The following is a 15,691-nucleotide window of genomic DNA, read 5'->3' as shown; positions in this document are numbered from 1 at the left end:
GAGCGGAGCGAGCGAACCATCAGGCTCAGTAGCGTGGCGCCTCGCGCCGCCGCGGAGCGGAGCGGAGTGGCGGCGTGAGCGAGACGGTGGTCCACGTGCTGCGGCACGGCGAGGTGTACAACCCGAACGGCATCCTCTACGGCCGGCTGCCCGGTTTCCGTCTCTCCGAGCTGGGCGTCCAGATGGCCAAGGCCGCCGCCCAGGCGCTCGCCGACAAGACCGTCGTGCACGTGGTGGCGAGCCCGCTGGAACGCGCGCAGCAGACCGCCGAGCCGATCGCCGCGCAGTTCGGTCTCCCGGTCGGGGTGGACGAGCGGCTGATCGAGAGCGCCAACTGGTTCGAGGGCAAGAAGGTCTCCCCGGGCGACGGGTCGTTCCGCGACCCGCGCAACTGGTGGGTGCTGCGCGACCCGGTCACCCCGTCCTGGGGTGAGGCCTACCGGGCGATCGCCGAGCGGATGTTCGCCGCGCTGCACGCCGCCCGGATCGCCGCCGAGGGACGCGAGGCTGTGCTCGTCTCCCACCAGCTCCCCATCTGGACGCTGCGCCGGTACGTCGAGCGCAAGCGGCTCTGGCACGACCCGCGCAGGCGGCAGTGCGGGCTGGCCAGCCTCACCTCGTTCCACTTCGACGGCGCCAAGATCGTCGGCATCGGGTACTCCGAGCCGGCGGCCCACCTGATCGCGATCTCGCCGACCGCCCGGACGGCCAAGGGGGCCTGATGCTCACCCGGAGGCTCGTCGCCGCCCTGCTCGCCGCCGTCACCGCCGGTACGGCGCTGGTCGGCTGCTCCTCCGGAAGCCAGGAGAGCCGCTGCTCCGACCAGAACGGCGTCATCGAGTGCGCGCCCGACCAGCGGTCGAAGGCCCCCAAGCTCGCCGGTGACCTGCTCACCGGCGGCCGGTACGACGTCGCCGACGCGCGCGGCCAGGTCGTCGTGGTCAACTTCTGGGGCTCCTGGTGCGCGCCCTGCCGGGCCGAGGCCGACGACCTCGAAGCCACCTACCAGGCCACCAAGGCGTCCGGGGTCAGCTTCCTCGGCATCAACGTGCAGGACAGCAAGGACAAGGCGATCGCCTTCGAGGAGGGCCGGGTCACCTACCCGAGCCTCTTCGATCCGGCGAGCCGGCTGGCGCTGGCCCTGGACATCCCGCCGAACACCATCCCGGCCACCGTCGTGCTGGACCGCGAGGGGCGGATCGCCGTCGTGATCCGGGCCGCGGTGACCCAGGACCGGCTGCGGCCCGTCGTCGAGCGGATCGCCGCCGAGCAGCCGGCGTCCGGATCCCGCTGATGGGTGAGACCTTCCGCCAGCTCGCCGAGTCCGGCCCGCTGCTGCTGGCCGTGGGCGCGGCGGCGCTCGCCGGGCTGGTCAGCTTCCTGTCCCCGTGCGTCCTGCCGCTGATGCCCGGCTACCTGTCGTACGTCACCGGGCTGGCCGGCGCCGACCTGGAGGGGCGGGCGGAAAGGAACGGTCCCCGGTCGACGTCCCCGGCCCCGGCGGACAGCGAAGGCGGCGGGGACGGCCCGACCGGCGGCGCGGTGGCCGTCGCGGCGCCCCCGGCGGCCCGGCCGGTGGCGGCGGTCAAGGGACGGGTGCTCGCCGGCACGCTGCTCTTCATCGCCGGATTCACCGCCGTGTTCACCGCCACCGCGATCCTCTTCTCCAGCGTCGGCAGGCTCTTCTTCGAGCACGAGCGCACGCTGGAGATCGTCATCGGCGCACTGGTCGTGGTGCTCGGGTTCGGCTACCTCGGGGTGATCCCCGGGCTGCAGCGCGAGTTCCGCATCCGCCGGCTGCCCGCCGCCGGGCTGCTCGGCGCCCCGGTGCTCGGCGCGGTCTTCGCGCTGAGCTGGCTGCCGTGCACCGGCCCGACGCTCGGCGCGGTGCTCGGCCTGGCGACGGCGGAGGGCAAAACCGACCGGGCGGTGCTGCTCGCCGTGGCCTACTGCCTCGGGCTGGGGGTACCGTTCGTCGTCTTCGGGCTGGGCTTCCGCCGCCTGCTCGGGGTGTTCCGCGCCGTCCGGCGCAACAGCCGGTGGGTTACCCGGATCGGCGGTGCCCTGCTGATCCTGATCGGCCTGGCGCTGGTCACCGGCGGCTGGCAGAACTTCGTGATCTGGCTGCAGACGCACGTGGGCGTGGGCGAGGTGAGCATCTGATGACGACCGTGGACGACCGGCCGGCGGCCCCGCCCGCGCCCCGGCGGCGGGTCAACCCGGTGCTCGCCCTGCTGCGCAACTCGTGGCGGCAGCTCACCAGCATGCGTACCGCGCTGATCCTGCTCTTCCTGCTCGCCGTCGCCGCCATCCCCGGCTCGGTGCTCCCGCAGCGCGGCGTCAGCCCGGAGAAGGTCAACCAGTGGTTCGTCGACCACCCCGACCTCGCCCCGCGCCTGGACCAGCTCGGCATGTTCGAGGTCTTCGGCTCGGTCTGGTTCTCCGCGATCTACCTGCTGCTCTTCACCTCGCTGGTCGGCTGCATCCTGCCCCGGGCCCGCGACCACGTCCGCGCGCTGCGGCTGAGGCCGCCGGCCGCCCCGAAGCGCCTGGAGCGGCTGCCGCAGCACACGGTGCTGGAGGCCCCGGCCGCCGCCGACCCCGAGGCGATCGCGGCGGTGCTGCGCCGCCGCCGCTGGCGGGTCGTGGTCCGCGGCAACGAGGTCTCCGCCGAGAAGGGCTACCTCAAGGAGACCGGCAACCTGCTCTTCCACGTCTCGCTGGTCGCCGTCCTGCTCGGGGTCGCGGTCGGGTCCTGGTACGGCTGGCACGGCAACCGCATCCTCGTGGCGGGCGCGGACAACGCCTTCTGCAACACCCGGCAGCAGTACGCCGAGGCGACGCTCGGCCCCCGGGTGGACAGCGCCGACCTGCCGCCGTTCTGCCTCACCCTGGAGCGGTTCGAGGCGGACTACCTGGCCTCCGGGCAGGCCGCCCGCTACTGGGCCACGGTGAAGGTCGACCACCTGGCCGACGGGTCGGAGCGGAGCGCCGGCTTCTCGGTGAACTCGCCGCTGCGGCTCGGCTCGGCCAACGTCTACCTGCTCGGCAACGGGTACGCGCCGATCCTCAGGTACACCGACAAGTACGGCAACACCCAGACCAGCGAGGCACCGTTCCTGCGCACCGGCGACGCGAACGCGACGGAGGAGGGGGTGGCCGCGTTCCCGGACGCGAACGTCGACCCCAGGACCGGCCAGCGGGACCCGGCCCAGCAGATCGCCTTCGACGGGCTCTACCTGCCCACCGCTCCGGAGAGTGCCCCGTTCGTCGCGTCGCAGTTCCCCGAGGAGCGCAACCCGGCGGTGAACCTGCGGGCCTACCGGGGAAACCTCGGGTTGGACGCCGGCATCCCCGGGTCGGTCTACCAGCTCGACCAGCGGCAGATCGACAACGGCAAGCTCAAGGAGATCGGCAACAAGAAGCTGGCCATGGGCGAGAAGTGGACCCTGGACGACGGCAGCACGCTGGAGTTCGTCGGCACGAAGCCCTACATCACCATCGCGGTCCGCCACGCCCCCGGGCAGACGCTGATGCTCGGCGCCTGCGTGACGCTGCTCGCCGGCCTGATGGGCTCGCTCTTCGCCCGGCGGCGGCGGGTCTGGTTCCGGGTTTCGCCCCCCGAGGGTGGATCTCCGACGTGCGGTAGTAGTTTGGTGGAGGCCGGTGGGCTGCCGCGCACCGAGCATCCGGGGTTCGCCGACGAGTTTGCGCAGCTCGTCGCCGCGGTCAGCGACGACGGGCGACGCGCCGGCCGGGCGCGAGAAGGGGTCGAGTGATGTCCGCACTCTCCGACCAGCTGGTCACGTACGCGATCCTGGCGTATCTGGTCGCGATGATCAGTCACGCCGTCGAGTACGCGCTCGGCAACGCCCGCGCGGTGGCGGTGAAGGCGGCCGCCCCGGCCCGCGAGCTGGTGGGCGCCGGTGTCGGCGGTGCCGGCGGGACCGTGTCGGCGCCGGCACCGGCCCCGGCCGGGACCCGGCCCAGCCGCTCGGCCACCCGGGCCGTGCTCGCCGGGCGGATCGCCGGCTGGGTCACCGCGCTCGCCGTCGTCCTGCACCTGGGCGCGGTCGTCACCCGTGGCGTGGCCGCCGAGCGGATGCCCTGGGGCAACATGTACGAGTTCGTGCTGACGGTCACCTTCATCGGGGCCGCGGCCTGGCTGGCGGTGCTCTGGCGGCACCCCGCGCTGCGCCGGCTCGGGCTCTTCCTGACCCTGGTCATGGTGCTGCTGCTGGCGTTCGCCGAGCTGAAGCTCTACGTGCAGGTCACGCCGCTGATGCCGGCGCTGCAGTCGTACTGGTTCATCATCCACGTGTCGACGATCATCTTCGCCTCCGGCATCTTCCTGCTGGGCGTGGTGCCGGCCGCGGCGTTCCTGATGCGGGCCGGCTGGGAGCAGGGGCGGCGGAGCTTCCCGTACACCCTGGCCCGCCGGCTGCCGGCGGCGGCCGGCCTGGAGCGGCTGACCTTCGCGCTGCACGCCTTCGCCTTCCCGATCTTCACCTTCGCGGTGATCGCCGGGGCGATCTGGGCCGAGGCGGCCTGGGGTCGGGCCTGGGGCTGGGACCCCAAGGAGACCTGGGCGTTCATCTCCTGGGTGGTGTACGCCGGCTACCTGCACGCCCGAGCCACTCCGAGCGTCAAGCGGAACGTGGCCACCTGGATCTCGATCCTGGGCTTCCTGACCATGCTGATGAACCTGTTCGGGGTCAACTTCTTCTTCACCGGCCTGCACTCGTACGCCGGCGTCAACTGATCCCCGTCGGGCGGCGGCCGGTGAGCACCCGGTCGACGCCGAGCGCCACCTGGTAGGCGATCTCGGGAACGTCGGCCAGCTCGATCCGCTCGGCCCGCATGGCCAGCTGGGCGTGCAGCTCCCTGGCGACCGCGTCCCGGATCTCCCGCAGCAGCGGGGAGAGGCCGTCCGGGTCGCCCACCACGTACGCGTCACTCATCCTCGTACGGTCGCGCCACGGGGCGACCCTGTCTACTCCTACCTCTGCAAAATGTAGGACTACACTTCTAAGAACTGTAGTTCTATGAAATGCGGTGGCTCTCGTGGCTCAACTGTCCAAGCCGAAGGGGATCTTCGACCGGGACGTCGAGTGGGCCGAGCTGACCCGCTTCGCCACCGACGAGCGCCCTGGCGCGACGCTCGGGGTGGTCAGTGGGCGACGCCGGCAGGGTAAGACGCTCCTGCTCTACGAGCTGGCCCGAGCCAGCGGCGGCTTCTACTTCGGGGCCACCGAGGCGACGGCGGCGGAGTCGCTACGGCGGCTCGGCGAGGCGCTCGGCGCCTTCGCGGATGCGCCGGGCCCGGTTCAGCTGGCGGACTGGAGCGCGGCGGTGGATGCCCTGCTCGCCCTGGGCCGGGAACGCCCGGTGACCGTGGTCATCGACGAGTTCCCGTATCTGGTACGTGCGGCCCGGGACCTTCCGTCGATCATCCAGCACGCCCTTACGCCCGGGCGGCCGGAACGTGCCGAGTCCCGTACCCGCCTGCTGCTCTGCGGATCGGCCCTGTCCTTCATGGGTGGCCTGCTCGCCGGGTCCGCCCCGCTGCGCGGCCGGGCCGGCCTGGAGCTACCGGTGCAGCCGCTGGACTATCGGGCCGCCGCGGCGTTCTGGGGCATCGAGGACCCGTTGCTGGCCGTGAAGGTCTTCGCCATCGTGGGTGGGACGCCGGCCTACCGTCGGGAGTACGTCCAGGACGACGCGCCGAGCGGTCCGGACGACTTCGACAGTTGGGTGGTGCGTGCGGTCCTCAACCCGGCGCGGCCGTTGTTCCGGGAGGCGCGTTACCTGCTCGCCGAGGATCCTGATCTGCGGGATGCCGCGCTCTACCACTCCGTGCTGTCGGCGGTTGCCGAGGGCAACGCCAGTCGTGGCGGGATCGCCGGTTACATCGGACGCAAGGCGAATGACCTGCAACATCCACTCACCGTGCTGGAGGATGCCGGCCTGCTGGTGCGGGAACCGGACCCGCTGCGGAGCGGACGCAGCAGCTACCGGATCACCGAACCGCTCATCACCTTCTACCAGGCCGTCATGCGACCCGCCTGGACCGCGCTGGAACAGCGGCGCGGCGGAGACGTCTGGCGTAGGTCGAAGCGTCGATACGCCAGTGCGGTCCTCGGCCCCCGATTCGAGGAGATCGTTCGGCAGTGGGCCATCCGTTTCGCCGATCTCGACGTCTTCGACGGCATCGTCGCGGAGGCCAGTGCCGCGACCGTGACGGACCCGTCCTCCCGTACCAGCCACGAGCTGGATCTCGTCGCGCTGGGTGAGCCGCCGCTCGGCGACGGTCCGCGTCCGCTGCTCGCGATCGGGGAGACGAAGTGGGGCCGACGGTTGGGTCAGGCGGACCTGGAGCGGTTGCGGCGCGTACGGGAATTGCTCGTCCGCCGTCCAGGAGTCGACACCGCCCGCACTCGCCTGCTGTTGGCGAGCGCGGAGGGGTTCACTGAGGACTTGATCATGGCCGCGTCGACGCGACCGGACGTCATCCTGGTGGACCCGGGAGTGCTCTATGGCATCGAGGGCAGGGCCTCCACTTCTCTTCCAGGACCTGAGCTGCGGGCCTGACAGGACGCTTTCCGGGTCGCTACCGTCCGACGCGATCGGGCTGTTTGGCCCGTCACCGGGCGGCCCGACCGGGCCTCCTGCCGTGTCAGCGCCGCCGCGCGCTCAAGATTCGCATAACTTCTGCTCCTGCAGGTCGGGTCGCTGAGGCGTAGCCGGTCCTGACGGGTCAGGTGCCGAACCAGCCGGGGACGTCGAGGCGGAAGACGTCGGCCGGGACCATCCGGCGCAGGTCGTCCTCCAGCGCCGCGACCCGGTCGGTGCCCAGGACCGCCGCCCAGCGATCCCGGAGCTGGTCGAACACGACCGCCGAGCGGCGCAGCCCGTCCAGTCCTCGATCGGTCAGCCGGACCAGCTTGCGGCGCGCGTCGGCGGGGTCGTCGGCGCGTTCCAGGTAGCCGAGCGTCACCAGCCGGTCGACGGTCTTGCCCGCCGCCTGCTTCGAGACGCCGAGGCGCTGGCCCAGCTCGCTGGCGGTGATGCCGGGCACGCCGACCGCCTGGAGGACGAAGCCGTGCACCGGGCGCAGGTCGGGGTGGCCCTGCCGGGCCAGCTCGGCGTGCAGGTCGTCGATGAGCGTACGGAAGCCGGCGAGCAGGAGCAGCGGGAGCGCGAAGCCGGCGCGGTCAGGCGTTGTCACGTTCGACAACCACGTTTACTATTTGGTCAACCACGTTGACTATCGTACCTGGGAGGGCTCGGCATGTCCCGAGGCGTCTTCACCGCACACACCCCCGACACCGCGCCCGCCGCCGCCCGCGCCACCATGGCCGGCGTCCACCGCAAACTCGGTCACCTGCCCGCCGCCGTTGCGCTGATGGCCGAGTCCCCGGAGCTGCTCAAGGGCTTCCTCACCGCCAACGCCGTCTTCGAGGCCACCGACCTGGACCCGGTTGCCCGGGAGGTGGTGGTGCTGACCGTCGCCACCCGCAACGAGTGCCACCTCTGCGTGGCCATGCACACCGCGACCCTCACCCGGCACGACGGCCCGCCCGAGCTGGTCGCGGCGCTCCGCGTGGGCACCGACCTGCCCGACCGGCGCCTCGACGCGCTGCGCCGGTTCACCCTCGCCGTGCTCGACCACCGGGGCGCCGTGCCCGACGACGAGCTGCACGCCTTCCTCGCCGCTGGCTGGCTGCCCCGGCACGCGCTGGACGTGGTGCTCGGCGTCGGCACGTACACCATCTCCACCTTCGCCAACCGGCTCACCGACGCCCCGCTCGACCCGCCCCTCGCCGCGTACGCCTGGGAGCCGGCCGCCTGACCGAGGATTGCCGTGAATCCTCCTGGTTTCTCGTCGTTTACGGGCCCTGTAGCGCTGCGTCCTATCGGGACGGGATCCGGTAAGTTGCCCCGTCATGGGACGCTCGATCTTGTTCGCACTCATCGCTGGCGTGCTCTGCCTGGCGGTCACCGGCGCCATTGCCGTGGCAATCGTGCTGTTGACGAAGCGGGGCAAAAGGTAGCGCGCCGCGAAGCAGATCACCGACAGAACCTCCTGCTCACCTGACCGTGCGGCGAAGCGGTGGGCACCGCGGGTGCGGGTGCCCACCGCTGTTGCCGTGCTGGTGATCAGCGTGACGCGAGGGCCGGTAGCCTGCTGCGCGCTGCGGCCCGGCGGCCGGCGAGGAACAGGAACAGGCCGACGGCCAGACCGAGCAGTCCGAGCCCGCCGCCGATGCCGCCGATGACGAGGTACGCCGGGTCCCACGGTTGCCCGATGCGCTGCGGGGTGCCGTCGTCGCCGGGGCCGAAGTGGCCGCCCGCGCCCTGCTTGCCGACCGGCAGGCCGGCCGTGCCCGGCTTCAGGCCGGCGGCCGCCCTGAGCGCGGCTTCGGCGTCGACCATGCCGTACCCGGTCTGCGGGTTGTGTCCCTTGCGGTGGGTCGAGGCGGTCCGCTGGAGGAGTTGTTCGACCTGGCGCGGCGACAGGTCGGGATACTTCGACACGATCAGCGCCGCGACGCCTGCGGCGAGCGCGGTGGCCGACGAGGTGCCCTGGACCTTCTTGCGTCCGCCGCTCATGTAGGCGGAGTAGATCTCCACCCCGGGCGTGACGACGTCGACGTAGTTGTGGACCTGGGAGAACTCCGCCCGGGTGCCCTGTGGGGTGGCCGCGCCAACGGCGATCACCCCTGGGTACGCGGCCGGGTAGGACAGCTCGTTGAGCTCGTCACCCTCGTTGCCGGCGGCGGCGATCACCACCACGCCTTTCGACAGGGCGTACGCGATCGCCTCGGCCTGGTCGTCAACATAGGACGCAAAGCCTGACTCACTGCCGAGCGACATGGAGATCACCTTGGCGCCCTTGTCGGTGGCGGCACGGATCGCCCGCTCCAGGGCCAACCCCTCGCGCTTCTCCTTCTCCGGGTTCTCTCCGTAGCTCTCCATCTGCTCAAGCCAGGTCTGGAAGTCCGGATCTTCATCGTCGCGGATGGCTCGAAGGCCCAGCACCTTGGCGGCTGGCGCGACGTCCAGCACGCTGGAGGCCATGGAGGTGCCGTGGCGGCCGTACCACGACTCGTTCTGATCGGTTTCGCCGAGGAAGTCGGTGCCCTCCGTGGCCCGGCCGCGCAGCGCCTTGTGGTCGGTGCGGATCCCGGTGTCGATGACGGCGACCGTGACCCCCTCGCCTTTGCTGATCTTGTGTGCGGCCGGCACGGACATCGCCGCCAGTTCCCACCCGTTCGGTGCCGCGAAGGCCGGGCTCCACGTGCCGGTGACGATGCCGGCGGTTGCGGCGAGCACGGCCGGAACGGCGATCATCTGCCGTACCCGTGACGAGAGCCTGATCATTCGCCCCGTCCCGTGATCGCGTAATCCAGCGCCCGGGCGAAGCCCATTAGCAGCGTGTTGGAGGTCTCCCAATAGCTCTGCGTCTCGTGTCTGCCGTCCAGCTTCCACTCCCCCGGCAGGACGCCGATGTCCCGGGTGCCGTCGGCCGGGCCAACCGAAATCGCCACCATGTAGGGCATGTCGAGCCCGACCCCGGCCGCGCCGCCGGTGAAAGCCCGCTCCTTGACCCACCTGGCGGCGGGCGTGCCGGGAACCGCTACTGGACGGACCAGCGGCCCGGGGTCCTTGGCCCAGAAGAACTTTTCCTCGAGGACGGGCTCGGCCTCGTCAAAGGAATCGAGCACGATGACCGCGACGGTCGCCGCTGTGTCCCCGCCGATGTGAATGTAGGTGGCGCGCAGTGCGGTCTTGCAGTTCTCTGCCGTGAGGGCCTCGGCGAAATCCTTGCGGAGCGCCTCCTTGCAGGACGTCTCCTCGACGATCCCCTGTCGCGACCACGCGCGGGTCTCCTCGTCGCGGCGGGGCCAGCCGAGGTGGTCGGGGAAGATCTCGTCGGTCTTCAGGTTGTGCCAGGCCACCGGGTTGAAGGCGTCGTTCGAGACCTGGATCTGGTGGTTCTTGTATGCCTGTAGGACGACGACACCGCCGATCAGCATGGGAAAGATGCTGAGCGCCGCGATCAGGATGCCGAAGACCTTGCGCTTCGTGCCCTTCCGCTTGACCGGCGGTGCCGGAAGAAGGCCGGGTGGCGCCCCGGGCAGGGGCGGTCCTGCGTGTGGATGCGGGTGTGGCACCGCGGGATAGCCCGGCTGGGGCGGCGGCCCCGGGAACGACTGGGGTGGCTGAGGGTATGACAAAACGATCCTTCCTGCATGCAGGGAGCACGCTATGACGCGGCATCCTGCCGGAGCTACCGTGCACGATGCTCAGATTTCCCATCGAGGTGTGCACGGTGCCCACCCACGGCGCGGAGGAGGTTGATCAGGGTGGCCGGCGGCCAACCGTGCCATCCAGGGACCCCGGCGGGGCCGGGCCGGTGGCCGGTGGGGGACACTGGCGGTCATGGCGGCTCGTGGCTTCCCGTACACCGATCTCAAGGACTTCCTCGCGGCGCTGGAGCGCGCGGGCGAGTTGCGGCGGGTGAGCGTCCCGGTCGACCCGACGCTGGAGATCAGCGAGGTGGTCACCCGGACCGTGCGGACCGACGGCCCGGCGCTGCTCTTCGAGCGGCCGACCCGGGGCGAGATGCCGGTGGCGATCAACCTGTTCGGCACCGAGAAGCGGATGGCGATGGCGCTCGGCGTCGACTCGTTGGACGAGATCGGCGAGCGGATCGGCGGGCTGATCAAGCCGGAGCTGCCGGTCGGCTGGTCCGGCATCCGCGAGGGCCTCGGCAAGGTCATGCAGCTCAAGTCGGTCCCGCCGCGCAAGGTGAAGACCGCGCCCTGCCAGCAGGTGGTCTACCGGGGCGACGACGTCGACCTGAACCGGCTGCCGGGCCTGCAGGTCTGGCCGGGGGACGGCGGGATCTTCCACAACTTCGGGCTGACCCACACCAAGCACCCGGAGACCGGCAAGCGCAACCTCGGCCTCTACCGGCTCCAGCAGCACAGCCGGAACACCCTGGGCATGCACTGGCAGATCCACAAGGATTCCACCGCGCACCACGCCGTCGCCGAGCGGCTCGGCCAGCGGCTCCCGGTCGCCATTGCGATCGGCTGCGACCCGGTCGTCTCGTACGCGGCCACCGCGCCGCTCCCCAGCGACATCGACGAATACCTGTTCGCCGGCTTCCTGCGCGGTGAGCGGGTGGAGATGGTCGACTGCCTGACCGTGCCGCTGCAGGTGCCGGCGCACGCCCAGGTGGTGCTGGAGGGCTACCTGGAGCCCGGCGAGCGGCTGCCCGAGGGGCCGTTCGGCGACCACACCGGCTTCTACACCCCGGTCGAGCCGTTCCCGGTGCTGCACATCGAGGCCATGACCATGCAGCGCGACCCGGTCTACCACTCGATCGTCACCTCGAAGCCGCCGCAGGAGGACCACGGCCTGGGCAAGGCCACCGAGCGGATCTTCCAGCCGCTGCTCAAGCTGCTGATCCCGGACATCGTCGACTACGACCTGCCGGCCGCCGGGGTCTTCCACAACTGCGCGATCGTGTCGATCCGCAAGCGCTACCCGAAGCACGCGCAGAAGGTGATGAACGCGATCTGGGGCGCGCACCTGATGTCGCTGACCAAGCTGATCGTGATCGTCGACGAGGACTGCGACGTGCACGACTACAACGAGGTCGCCTTCCGGGCCTTCGGCAACGTCGACTACGCCCGCGACCTGCTGATCACCGAGGGGCCGGTGGATCACCTCGACCACGCGTCGTACCAGCAGTTCTGGGGCGGCAAGGCGGGCATCGACGCGACCCGCAAGCTGCCCGCCGAGGGCTACACCCGGGGCTGGCCGGAGGAGATGACCATGTCGCCCGAGGTGGTCTCGCTGGTCGACAAGCGCTGGAAGGAGTACGGGATCTGATGGCCGCCGTCGCCGAGGCCCCGGTGGCACGCCCGGGCAAGGTCAAGTCGTTCCTCAAGCTGGTCACGATCGAGCACTCGGTCTTCGCGCTGCCGTTCGCGTACCTGTCCGCGCTGACCGCGATGCAGGTCCACGGCGGCCGGGTCCGCTGGGTCGACCTGCTGCTGATCACCGTGGCGATGGTCGGGGCGCGGACGTTCGCCATGGCCGCCAACCGGATCCTCGACCGACGGATCGACGCGCGGAACCCGCGTACCGCCAACCGGGAACTGGTCACCGGGGCGGTGAGCCTGCGGACCGCCTGGACCGGCGCGGCTGTCGCGGTGGTGGTCTTCCTCGCCGCCGCCGCCCTGCTCAACCCGCTCTGCCTGGCGCTCGCGCCGCTCGCCGTGATCCCGCTGGTCGTCTATCCCTACGGCAAGCGGTTCACCAACTGGCCGCACGCCATCCTGGCGGTCGCCCAGGCGGTCGGGCCGGTCGGCGCCTGGCTGGCGGTCACCGGCACCCTCGCCGGCTCGGGACCGGCCTGGCTGCTCGGCGCGGCCGTCGGCCTGTGGATCGGCGGCTTCGACCTGATCTATGCCTGCCAGGACGCGGACGTGGACCGGACCATCGGCGTGCACAGCGTCCCGGCGCGCTACGGGCTGCGCTTCGCGCTGCACGCCTCCACCGTCGCGCACGTGGTGACCTTCGCGCTGTTCATCTGGTTCGGCGCGCTGGTCGGCTTCGGCTGGCTCTGGTGGATCGGGCTGGCGTTCACCGCGCTCGCCTTCGGCTACCAGCACCTGGTGGTCAGCCCGACCGACCTGAGCAAGGTCAACCGGGCGTTCTTCACCGCCAACGGATTCGTCGGCATCGCGCTGTTCGTGTTCGCCCTGCTCGACCTCGTGGTCCGCCTCGGCCTGCGGGCCTGAGTCGAAGGTCAGCGGGCGGCGGTGCCCGTGAGCCCGGGTCGGCGGGTGGAACCGGCCGGGTAACGGGCGCTCTCCAAGGTCCAGTCGACCGTGCCGCGGACCGCGTTCGAGAAGCCGTCGAGGTGGACGGCGACCGACCCGTCCAGCGCCGGGCCGAACGACGGTACGGCGGCGCGCAGCGCCATGAAGCGGGCCATCTCGGCCCGCCAGCGGTCGGCGACCAGCGCCACCGCGTCCGCCGCCGGCACGCCCCGCTCGGCGGCCAGCGCCAGCACCAGGTTGTGGCCGCCGGCGGTGGCCCGGTCGCGGTCCAGCGAGGCCAGGTCGTTGAACCAGGAGAGCAGGTCGTTGGCGAGCTCGGCGAGGCGGCGCAGCGCCGGATGGTGGTAGACCGGGTCGGGCAGCGGCCGGCCGGTCGCGAACTCGATCAGCGGGTACGACACGTACGCGGCCGAGGTGGCCCGGCGCAGCGCCACGTACTCCTCGATCCCGGGCGGGCGGCCGGCGGCCTTGGCGGCCGCCTCCCGCCAGGCACCGTCGAGATGGTCGGCGACGGCGTCGGAGAAGCGCAGCCGCCAGCGGGCCGGCATCCGCCGCCGGGGCTCCCGCCACGCCTGCACGAGCAGCCGGCGCAGGGGACCGGAAAAGCCGGGGTGGCGGGCCCGGGGGCCCTCCCGGAGCAGGGCCAACGTCCCATCCCGCAGCGCCCGGATGCCCGCCGGGTCGGGCCGCCCCGGCCCGTCGCACAGATCGTCGACCAGGAAGAACCAGGCGAACAGAGCGGCCAGCGCGCGCAGGTCGGGCTCGGTGGCGTCCGGGTAGAGCCGGCCGGCGTACCGGGCGAAACCGGCCCGGGCCAGCCGCTCCCGGGCGGCGGCGTCCCGGAGCAGGCCGAGCTGGTCGAGCTGGTCGCCCAGCCACTCCTGCACCCCGTCCGCATACGGCGAGAGCCGGGGCCGGATCGGGCAGTCGGACCGCAGCGAGCGGAGCACCGCCTCCGTCATCACCGATCCCTTCATGGACATGAATGATCGTCGGAAGCATGGCAGGTCGACGAGGCGCCCGCCGCCCCGGTCGGACAACCGCGCTTGTCGTGGGACAAGCAGGACGGCCCAGGCGTGCCGTGGGGGGTCCCCGCCCGGTCGCCCGGCCGACCAGGCACGCTTGACGGTATGCGCGAACCATGGGTGGTCGGCGTCTCCGGGGCCTCCGGCACGCCGTACGCGGCCGCGGTCGTCCGGGGCCTGCTCGACGCCGGCGAGGCCGTGGACCTGATCGTCTCCCGGGCCGCCCGGCTGACCATCCTGGACGAGACCGGCCGCGCCTTCCGGGACGCGCACTGGGCCGACGACCTGGCCGCCTGGCTGGGCCGCGACCTCGCCGACGCGGACCTGCGGCACTGGCCCGCCGGCGACCTGGCGGCCGGCCCGAGCAGCGGCTCCTACCGGGTACGCGGGATGGCGGTGGTCCCGGCGAGCACCGCGGCCTGCGCGGGTATCGCGATCGGCCTCTCCAAGGACCTGTTGCAGCGCGCCGCCGAGGTGAACCTCAAGGAACGGCGGCCGGTGGTGGTGGTGCCGCGGGAGACTCCGGTGACCCGCAGCCACCTGGAGCACCTCATCGCCCTGCACGACGCCGGTGCGGTCGTGCTGCCGGCCAGCCCCGGCTTCTACGGTGCCGGCGCGGCGGCCTCCGCCCAGCAGTTGGTCGACTTCGTGGCCGGCAAGGTGCTGGACGCGCTCGGCGTACCGCACACGCTCTTTCGTCGTTGGTCAGGTGAGCTGGCCGCGGCCCGGCGGGACGCGGACCGGGCCTGACGGCCGGCCCGCGTGCCGATCGTTACCGACTCAGTACATGCCGGCGTTCGCCGGTCCGGGGCCGGTCGAGGCGGTCGGGCCCATGTTGCGCGACTTGCCCATGTCCTCCGCCTCGTCCAGCATGCCCTCCCCCTCGAGCAGAGCTCGTACCTCCGATTCCCGAAACCGGCGATGCCCGCCTGGAGTCCGGATGCTGCCTATCCGGCCGGCCGCTGCCCATCTCGTCACGGTCTTCGGGTCAACCCGAAACAGCGCGGCGACCTCACCCGGTGTCAGCAGGCGATCTCCAGTGTCCACAGCCCCCTCCTCGCATCGACGAAGCCCCCGGCTGAACACACTGCCCCCGGCCGGTGCGAGCCCAGAGCCGTCATGAGGGACGTATGGCAATTACAGCACCAGCGACCTGGCCTGTCCGCCAAAACGCGAAAAACGCACGGAAGTGAGAAGTTAGTAAATGGTACCGGCCGAGAACTGCCCTGACTGCTGGTTTGTGAACCGTTACATGACGTCATGTTCAACTGTTGCCGACCGTCGGGCGTTACGCCCGAACGGATAGGGTGACACTCCGTGGACGCGATCGACCTGAGCCTCGTGGAGCTGCTGCGCGGCAACGCCCGTTTGTCGTACGCCGAGCTGGCCCGCCAGGTCGGGCTCTCCGCCCCGGCCGTGCACGAGCGGGTCGGCAAGCTCGAGTCGAGCGGGGTCATCCGGGCGTACCGGGCCGAGGTCGAGCCGGAGGCGATCGGGCTCAGGGTCACCGCGCTGATCGGCATCGTTGAGGACTCCAACGCCGACACCGACGACGTGCTGGAGGCGTTCCGGCAAATGCCCGAGATCGAGTCCTGCTACTTCATGGCCGGGGTCGAGTCCTTCCTGCTCAAGGCCCGGGTAGGCACCATCGCCGAGCTGGAGCAGCTCATTGTCCGGCTGAACCGGACGCCCGGGGTGGCCTCCACCCGTACCGGGATCGCCCTGTCGACCAAGTGGGAGAACCGGCCACAGCCGATCGAGCCTTCCGCCTCCTGACCGGCTCGCACCGGCCGGCCGGTCCCT

Annotated in this window: 17 protein-coding genes; 11 read left to right on the top strand and 6 right to left on the bottom strand. The window is 71.4% G+C overall.

The window, feature by feature from the left end; translation table 11 throughout:
* Nucleotides 1–74: 74 nt before the first annotated feature.
* The 5 genes from ACGF4F_RS18315 to ccsB are packed head-to-tail and all read left to right on the top strand — an operon-like array spanning nt 75 to nt 4,762.
* On the top strand, nt 75–722 hold the full coding sequence (locus tag ACGF4F_RS18315) for a histidine phosphatase family protein (protein WP_357434672.1): 648 nt from the start codon (nt 75–77) through the stop codon (nt 720–722).
* On the top strand, nt 722–1,294 hold the full coding sequence (locus tag ACGF4F_RS18310) for a TlpA disulfide reductase family protein (RefSeq protein ID WP_073834163.1): 573 nt from the start codon (nt 722–724) through the stop codon (nt 1,292–1,294). Before ACGF4F_RS18315 ends, ACGF4F_RS18310 begins: the two co-directional genes overlap by 1 nt.
* Nucleotides 1,294–2,163, top strand: coding sequence for a cytochrome c biogenesis CcdA family protein (locus ACGF4F_RS18305; RefSeq protein WP_393078611.1), 870 nt, complete (start codon nt 1,294–1,296; stop codon nt 2,161–2,163). The genes ACGF4F_RS18310 and ACGF4F_RS18305 overlap by 1 nt, the downstream gene beginning before the upstream one ends.
* Nucleotides 2,163–3,779 (top strand): cytochrome c biogenesis protein ResB, encoded by a 1,617-nt coding sequence (locus tag ACGF4F_RS18300; RefSeq protein WP_393078607.1) that lies wholly within the window; start codon nt 2,163–2,165, stop codon nt 3,777–3,779. The genes ACGF4F_RS18305 and ACGF4F_RS18300 overlap by 1 nt, the downstream gene beginning before the upstream one ends.
* Entirely contained in the window at nt 3,779–4,762 is a 984-nt protein-coding gene (gene ccsB / locus ACGF4F_RS18295) for a c-type cytochrome biogenesis protein CcsB (RefSeq protein WP_393078604.1), read from the top strand. The genes ACGF4F_RS18300 and ccsB overlap by 1 nt, the downstream gene beginning before the upstream one ends.
* Here ccsB and ACGF4F_RS18290 read toward each other — a convergent pair.
* A complete protein-coding gene (locus tag ACGF4F_RS18290; RefSeq protein WP_393078601.1) occupies nt 4,755–4,961 on the bottom strand; it encodes a hypothetical protein in 207 nt (68 codons plus the stop codon). The two genes, ccsB and ACGF4F_RS18290, sit on opposite strands and share 8 nt — an antisense overlap.
* 103 nt (nt 4,962–5,064) lie before the next feature.
* On the opposite strand from ACGF4F_RS18290, the gene ACGF4F_RS18285 reads away from it, so the two are divergent.
* Entirely contained in the window at nt 5,065–6,591 is a 1,527-nt protein-coding gene (locus ACGF4F_RS18285; RefSeq protein WP_393078598.1) for an ATP-binding protein, read from the top strand.
* A 166-nt stretch (nt 6,592–6,757) separates the two neighbouring features.
* Here ACGF4F_RS18285 and ACGF4F_RS18280 read toward each other — a convergent pair whose 3' ends face one another.
* A complete protein-coding gene (locus ACGF4F_RS18280; protein ID WP_393078595.1) occupies nt 6,758–7,228 on the bottom strand; it encodes a MarR family winged helix-turn-helix transcriptional regulator in 471 nt (156 codons plus the stop codon).
* Between the two features lie 63 nt (nt 7,229–7,291).
* Here ACGF4F_RS18280 and ACGF4F_RS18275 point away from each other — a divergent pair, with 63 nt between their 5' ends.
* Nucleotides 7,292–7,852: a carboxymuconolactone decarboxylase family protein gene (locus ACGF4F_RS18275; protein WP_393078592.1), complete on the top strand. Its 561-nt coding sequence runs from the start codon at nt 7,292–7,294 to the stop codon at nt 7,850–7,852.
* Between the two features lie 308 nt (nt 7,853–8,160).
* Here ACGF4F_RS18275 and ACGF4F_RS18270 read toward each other — a convergent pair whose 3' ends face one another.
* Entirely contained in the window at nt 8,161–9,354 is a 1,194-nt protein-coding gene (locus ACGF4F_RS18270; RefSeq protein ID WP_393078589.1) for a S8 family serine peptidase, read from the bottom strand.
* Nucleotides 9,355–9,380: 26 nt separating this feature from the next.
* Nucleotides 9,381–10,040, bottom strand: coding sequence for a hypothetical protein (locus ACGF4F_RS18265; protein ID WP_393078586.1), 660 nt, complete (start codon nt 10,038–10,040; stop codon nt 9,381–9,383).
* A gap of 406 nt (nt 10,041–10,446) precedes the next feature.
* Between ACGF4F_RS18265 and ACGF4F_RS18260 the strand changes: the two genes are divergently transcribed.
* Together ACGF4F_RS18260 and mqnP are read left to right on the top strand one after the other, a co-directional pair.
* Complete coding sequence (locus tag ACGF4F_RS18260) at nt 10,447–11,907, top strand: menaquinone biosynthesis decarboxylase (protein ID WP_393078584.1); 1,461 nt, start codon at nt 10,447–10,449, stop codon at nt 11,905–11,907.
* A complete protein-coding gene (mqnP, locus tag ACGF4F_RS18255; RefSeq protein WP_073834153.1) occupies nt 11,907–12,821 on the top strand; it encodes a menaquinone biosynthesis prenyltransferase MqnP in 915 nt (304 codons plus the stop codon). The genes ACGF4F_RS18260 and mqnP overlap by 1 nt, the downstream gene beginning before the upstream one ends.
* An 8-nt stretch (nt 12,822–12,829) precedes the next feature.
* On the opposite strand, the gene ACGF4F_RS18250 is transcribed toward mqnP, so the two are convergent.
* Entirely contained in the window at nt 12,830–13,846 is a 1,017-nt protein-coding gene (locus ACGF4F_RS18250) for a terpene synthase (protein ID WP_393078580.1), read from the bottom strand.
* A gap of 147 nt (nt 13,847–13,993) precedes the next feature.
* On the opposite strand from ACGF4F_RS18250, the gene ACGF4F_RS18245 reads away from it, so the two are divergent.
* Nucleotides 13,994–14,638, top strand: coding sequence for a UbiX family flavin prenyltransferase (locus ACGF4F_RS18245; protein WP_073834152.1), 645 nt, complete (start codon nt 13,994–13,996; stop codon nt 14,636–14,638).
* Nucleotides 14,639–14,668: 30 nt separating this feature from the next.
* Here ACGF4F_RS18245 and ACGF4F_RS18240 read toward each other — a convergent pair whose 3' ends face one another.
* Nucleotides 14,669–14,935 carry a BldC family transcriptional regulator gene (locus ACGF4F_RS18240; protein WP_073834151.1) on the bottom strand — a complete coding sequence of 89 codons (267 nt, stop codon included), beginning with the start codon at nt 14,933–14,935 and terminating at the stop codon, nt 14,669–14,671.
* A 270-nt stretch (nt 14,936–15,205) separates the two neighbouring features.
* On the opposite strand from ACGF4F_RS18240, the gene ACGF4F_RS18235 reads away from it, so the two are divergent.
* On the top strand, nt 15,206–15,664 hold the full coding sequence (locus ACGF4F_RS18235) for an Lrp/AsnC family transcriptional regulator (RefSeq protein ID WP_357434683.1): 459 nt from the start codon (nt 15,206–15,208) through the stop codon (nt 15,662–15,664).
* Nucleotides 15,665–15,691: the final 27 nt, after the last annotated feature.

The sequence above is a fragment of the Micromonospora sp. NPDC047740 genome (assembly GCF_043204735.1).
Taxonomy (GTDB): Bacteria; Actinomycetota; Actinomycetes; order Mycobacteriales; family Micromonosporaceae; genus Micromonospora.
This window is presented reverse-complemented; position numbering and strand designations above follow the sequence as displayed.

Coding starts and splice junctions, on each gene's coding strand:
- ACGF4F_RS18310 (WP_073834163.1), top strand. CDS start 722: ATGCTCACCCGGAGGCTCGTCGCCGCCCTGCTCGCCGCCGTCACCGCC.
- ACGF4F_RS18305 (WP_393078611.1), top strand. CDS start 1,294: ATGGGTGAGACCTTCCGCCAGCTCGCCGAGTCCGGCCCGCTGCTGCTG.
- ACGF4F_RS18300 (WP_393078607.1), top strand. CDS start 2,163: ATGACGACCGTGGACGACCGGCCGGCGGCCCCGCCCGCGCCCCGGCGG.
- ccsB (WP_393078604.1), top strand. CDS start 3,779: ATGTCCGCACTCTCCGACCAGCTGGTCACGTACGCGATCCTGGCGTAT.
- ACGF4F_RS18290 (WP_393078601.1), bottom strand. CDS start 4,961: ATGAGTGACGCGTACGTGGTGGGCGACCCGGACGGCCTCTCCCCGCTG.
- ACGF4F_RS18275 (WP_393078592.1), top strand. CDS start 7,292: ATGTCCCGAGGCGTCTTCACCGCACACACCCCCGACACCGCGCCCGCC.
- ACGF4F_RS18270 (WP_393078589.1), bottom strand. CDS start 9,354: ATGATCGCCGTTCCGGCCGTGCTCGCCGCAACCGCCGGCATCGTCACC.
- ACGF4F_RS18265 (WP_393078586.1), bottom strand. CDS start 10,040: ATGCTGATCGGCGGTGTCGTCGTCCTACAGGCATACAAGAACCACCAG.
- ACGF4F_RS18260 (WP_393078584.1), top strand. CDS start 10,447: ATGGCGGCTCGTGGCTTCCCGTACACCGATCTCAAGGACTTCCTCGCG.
- mqnP (WP_073834153.1), top strand. CDS start 11,907: ATGGCCGCCGTCGCCGAGGCCCCGGTGGCACGCCCGGGCAAGGTCAAG.
- ACGF4F_RS18250 (WP_393078580.1), bottom strand. CDS start 13,846: ATGTCCATGAAGGGATCGGTGATGACGGAGGCGGTGCTCCGCTCGCTG.
- ACGF4F_RS18245 (WP_073834152.1), top strand. CDS start 13,994: ATGCGCGAACCATGGGTGGTCGGCGTCTCCGGGGCCTCCGGCACGCCG.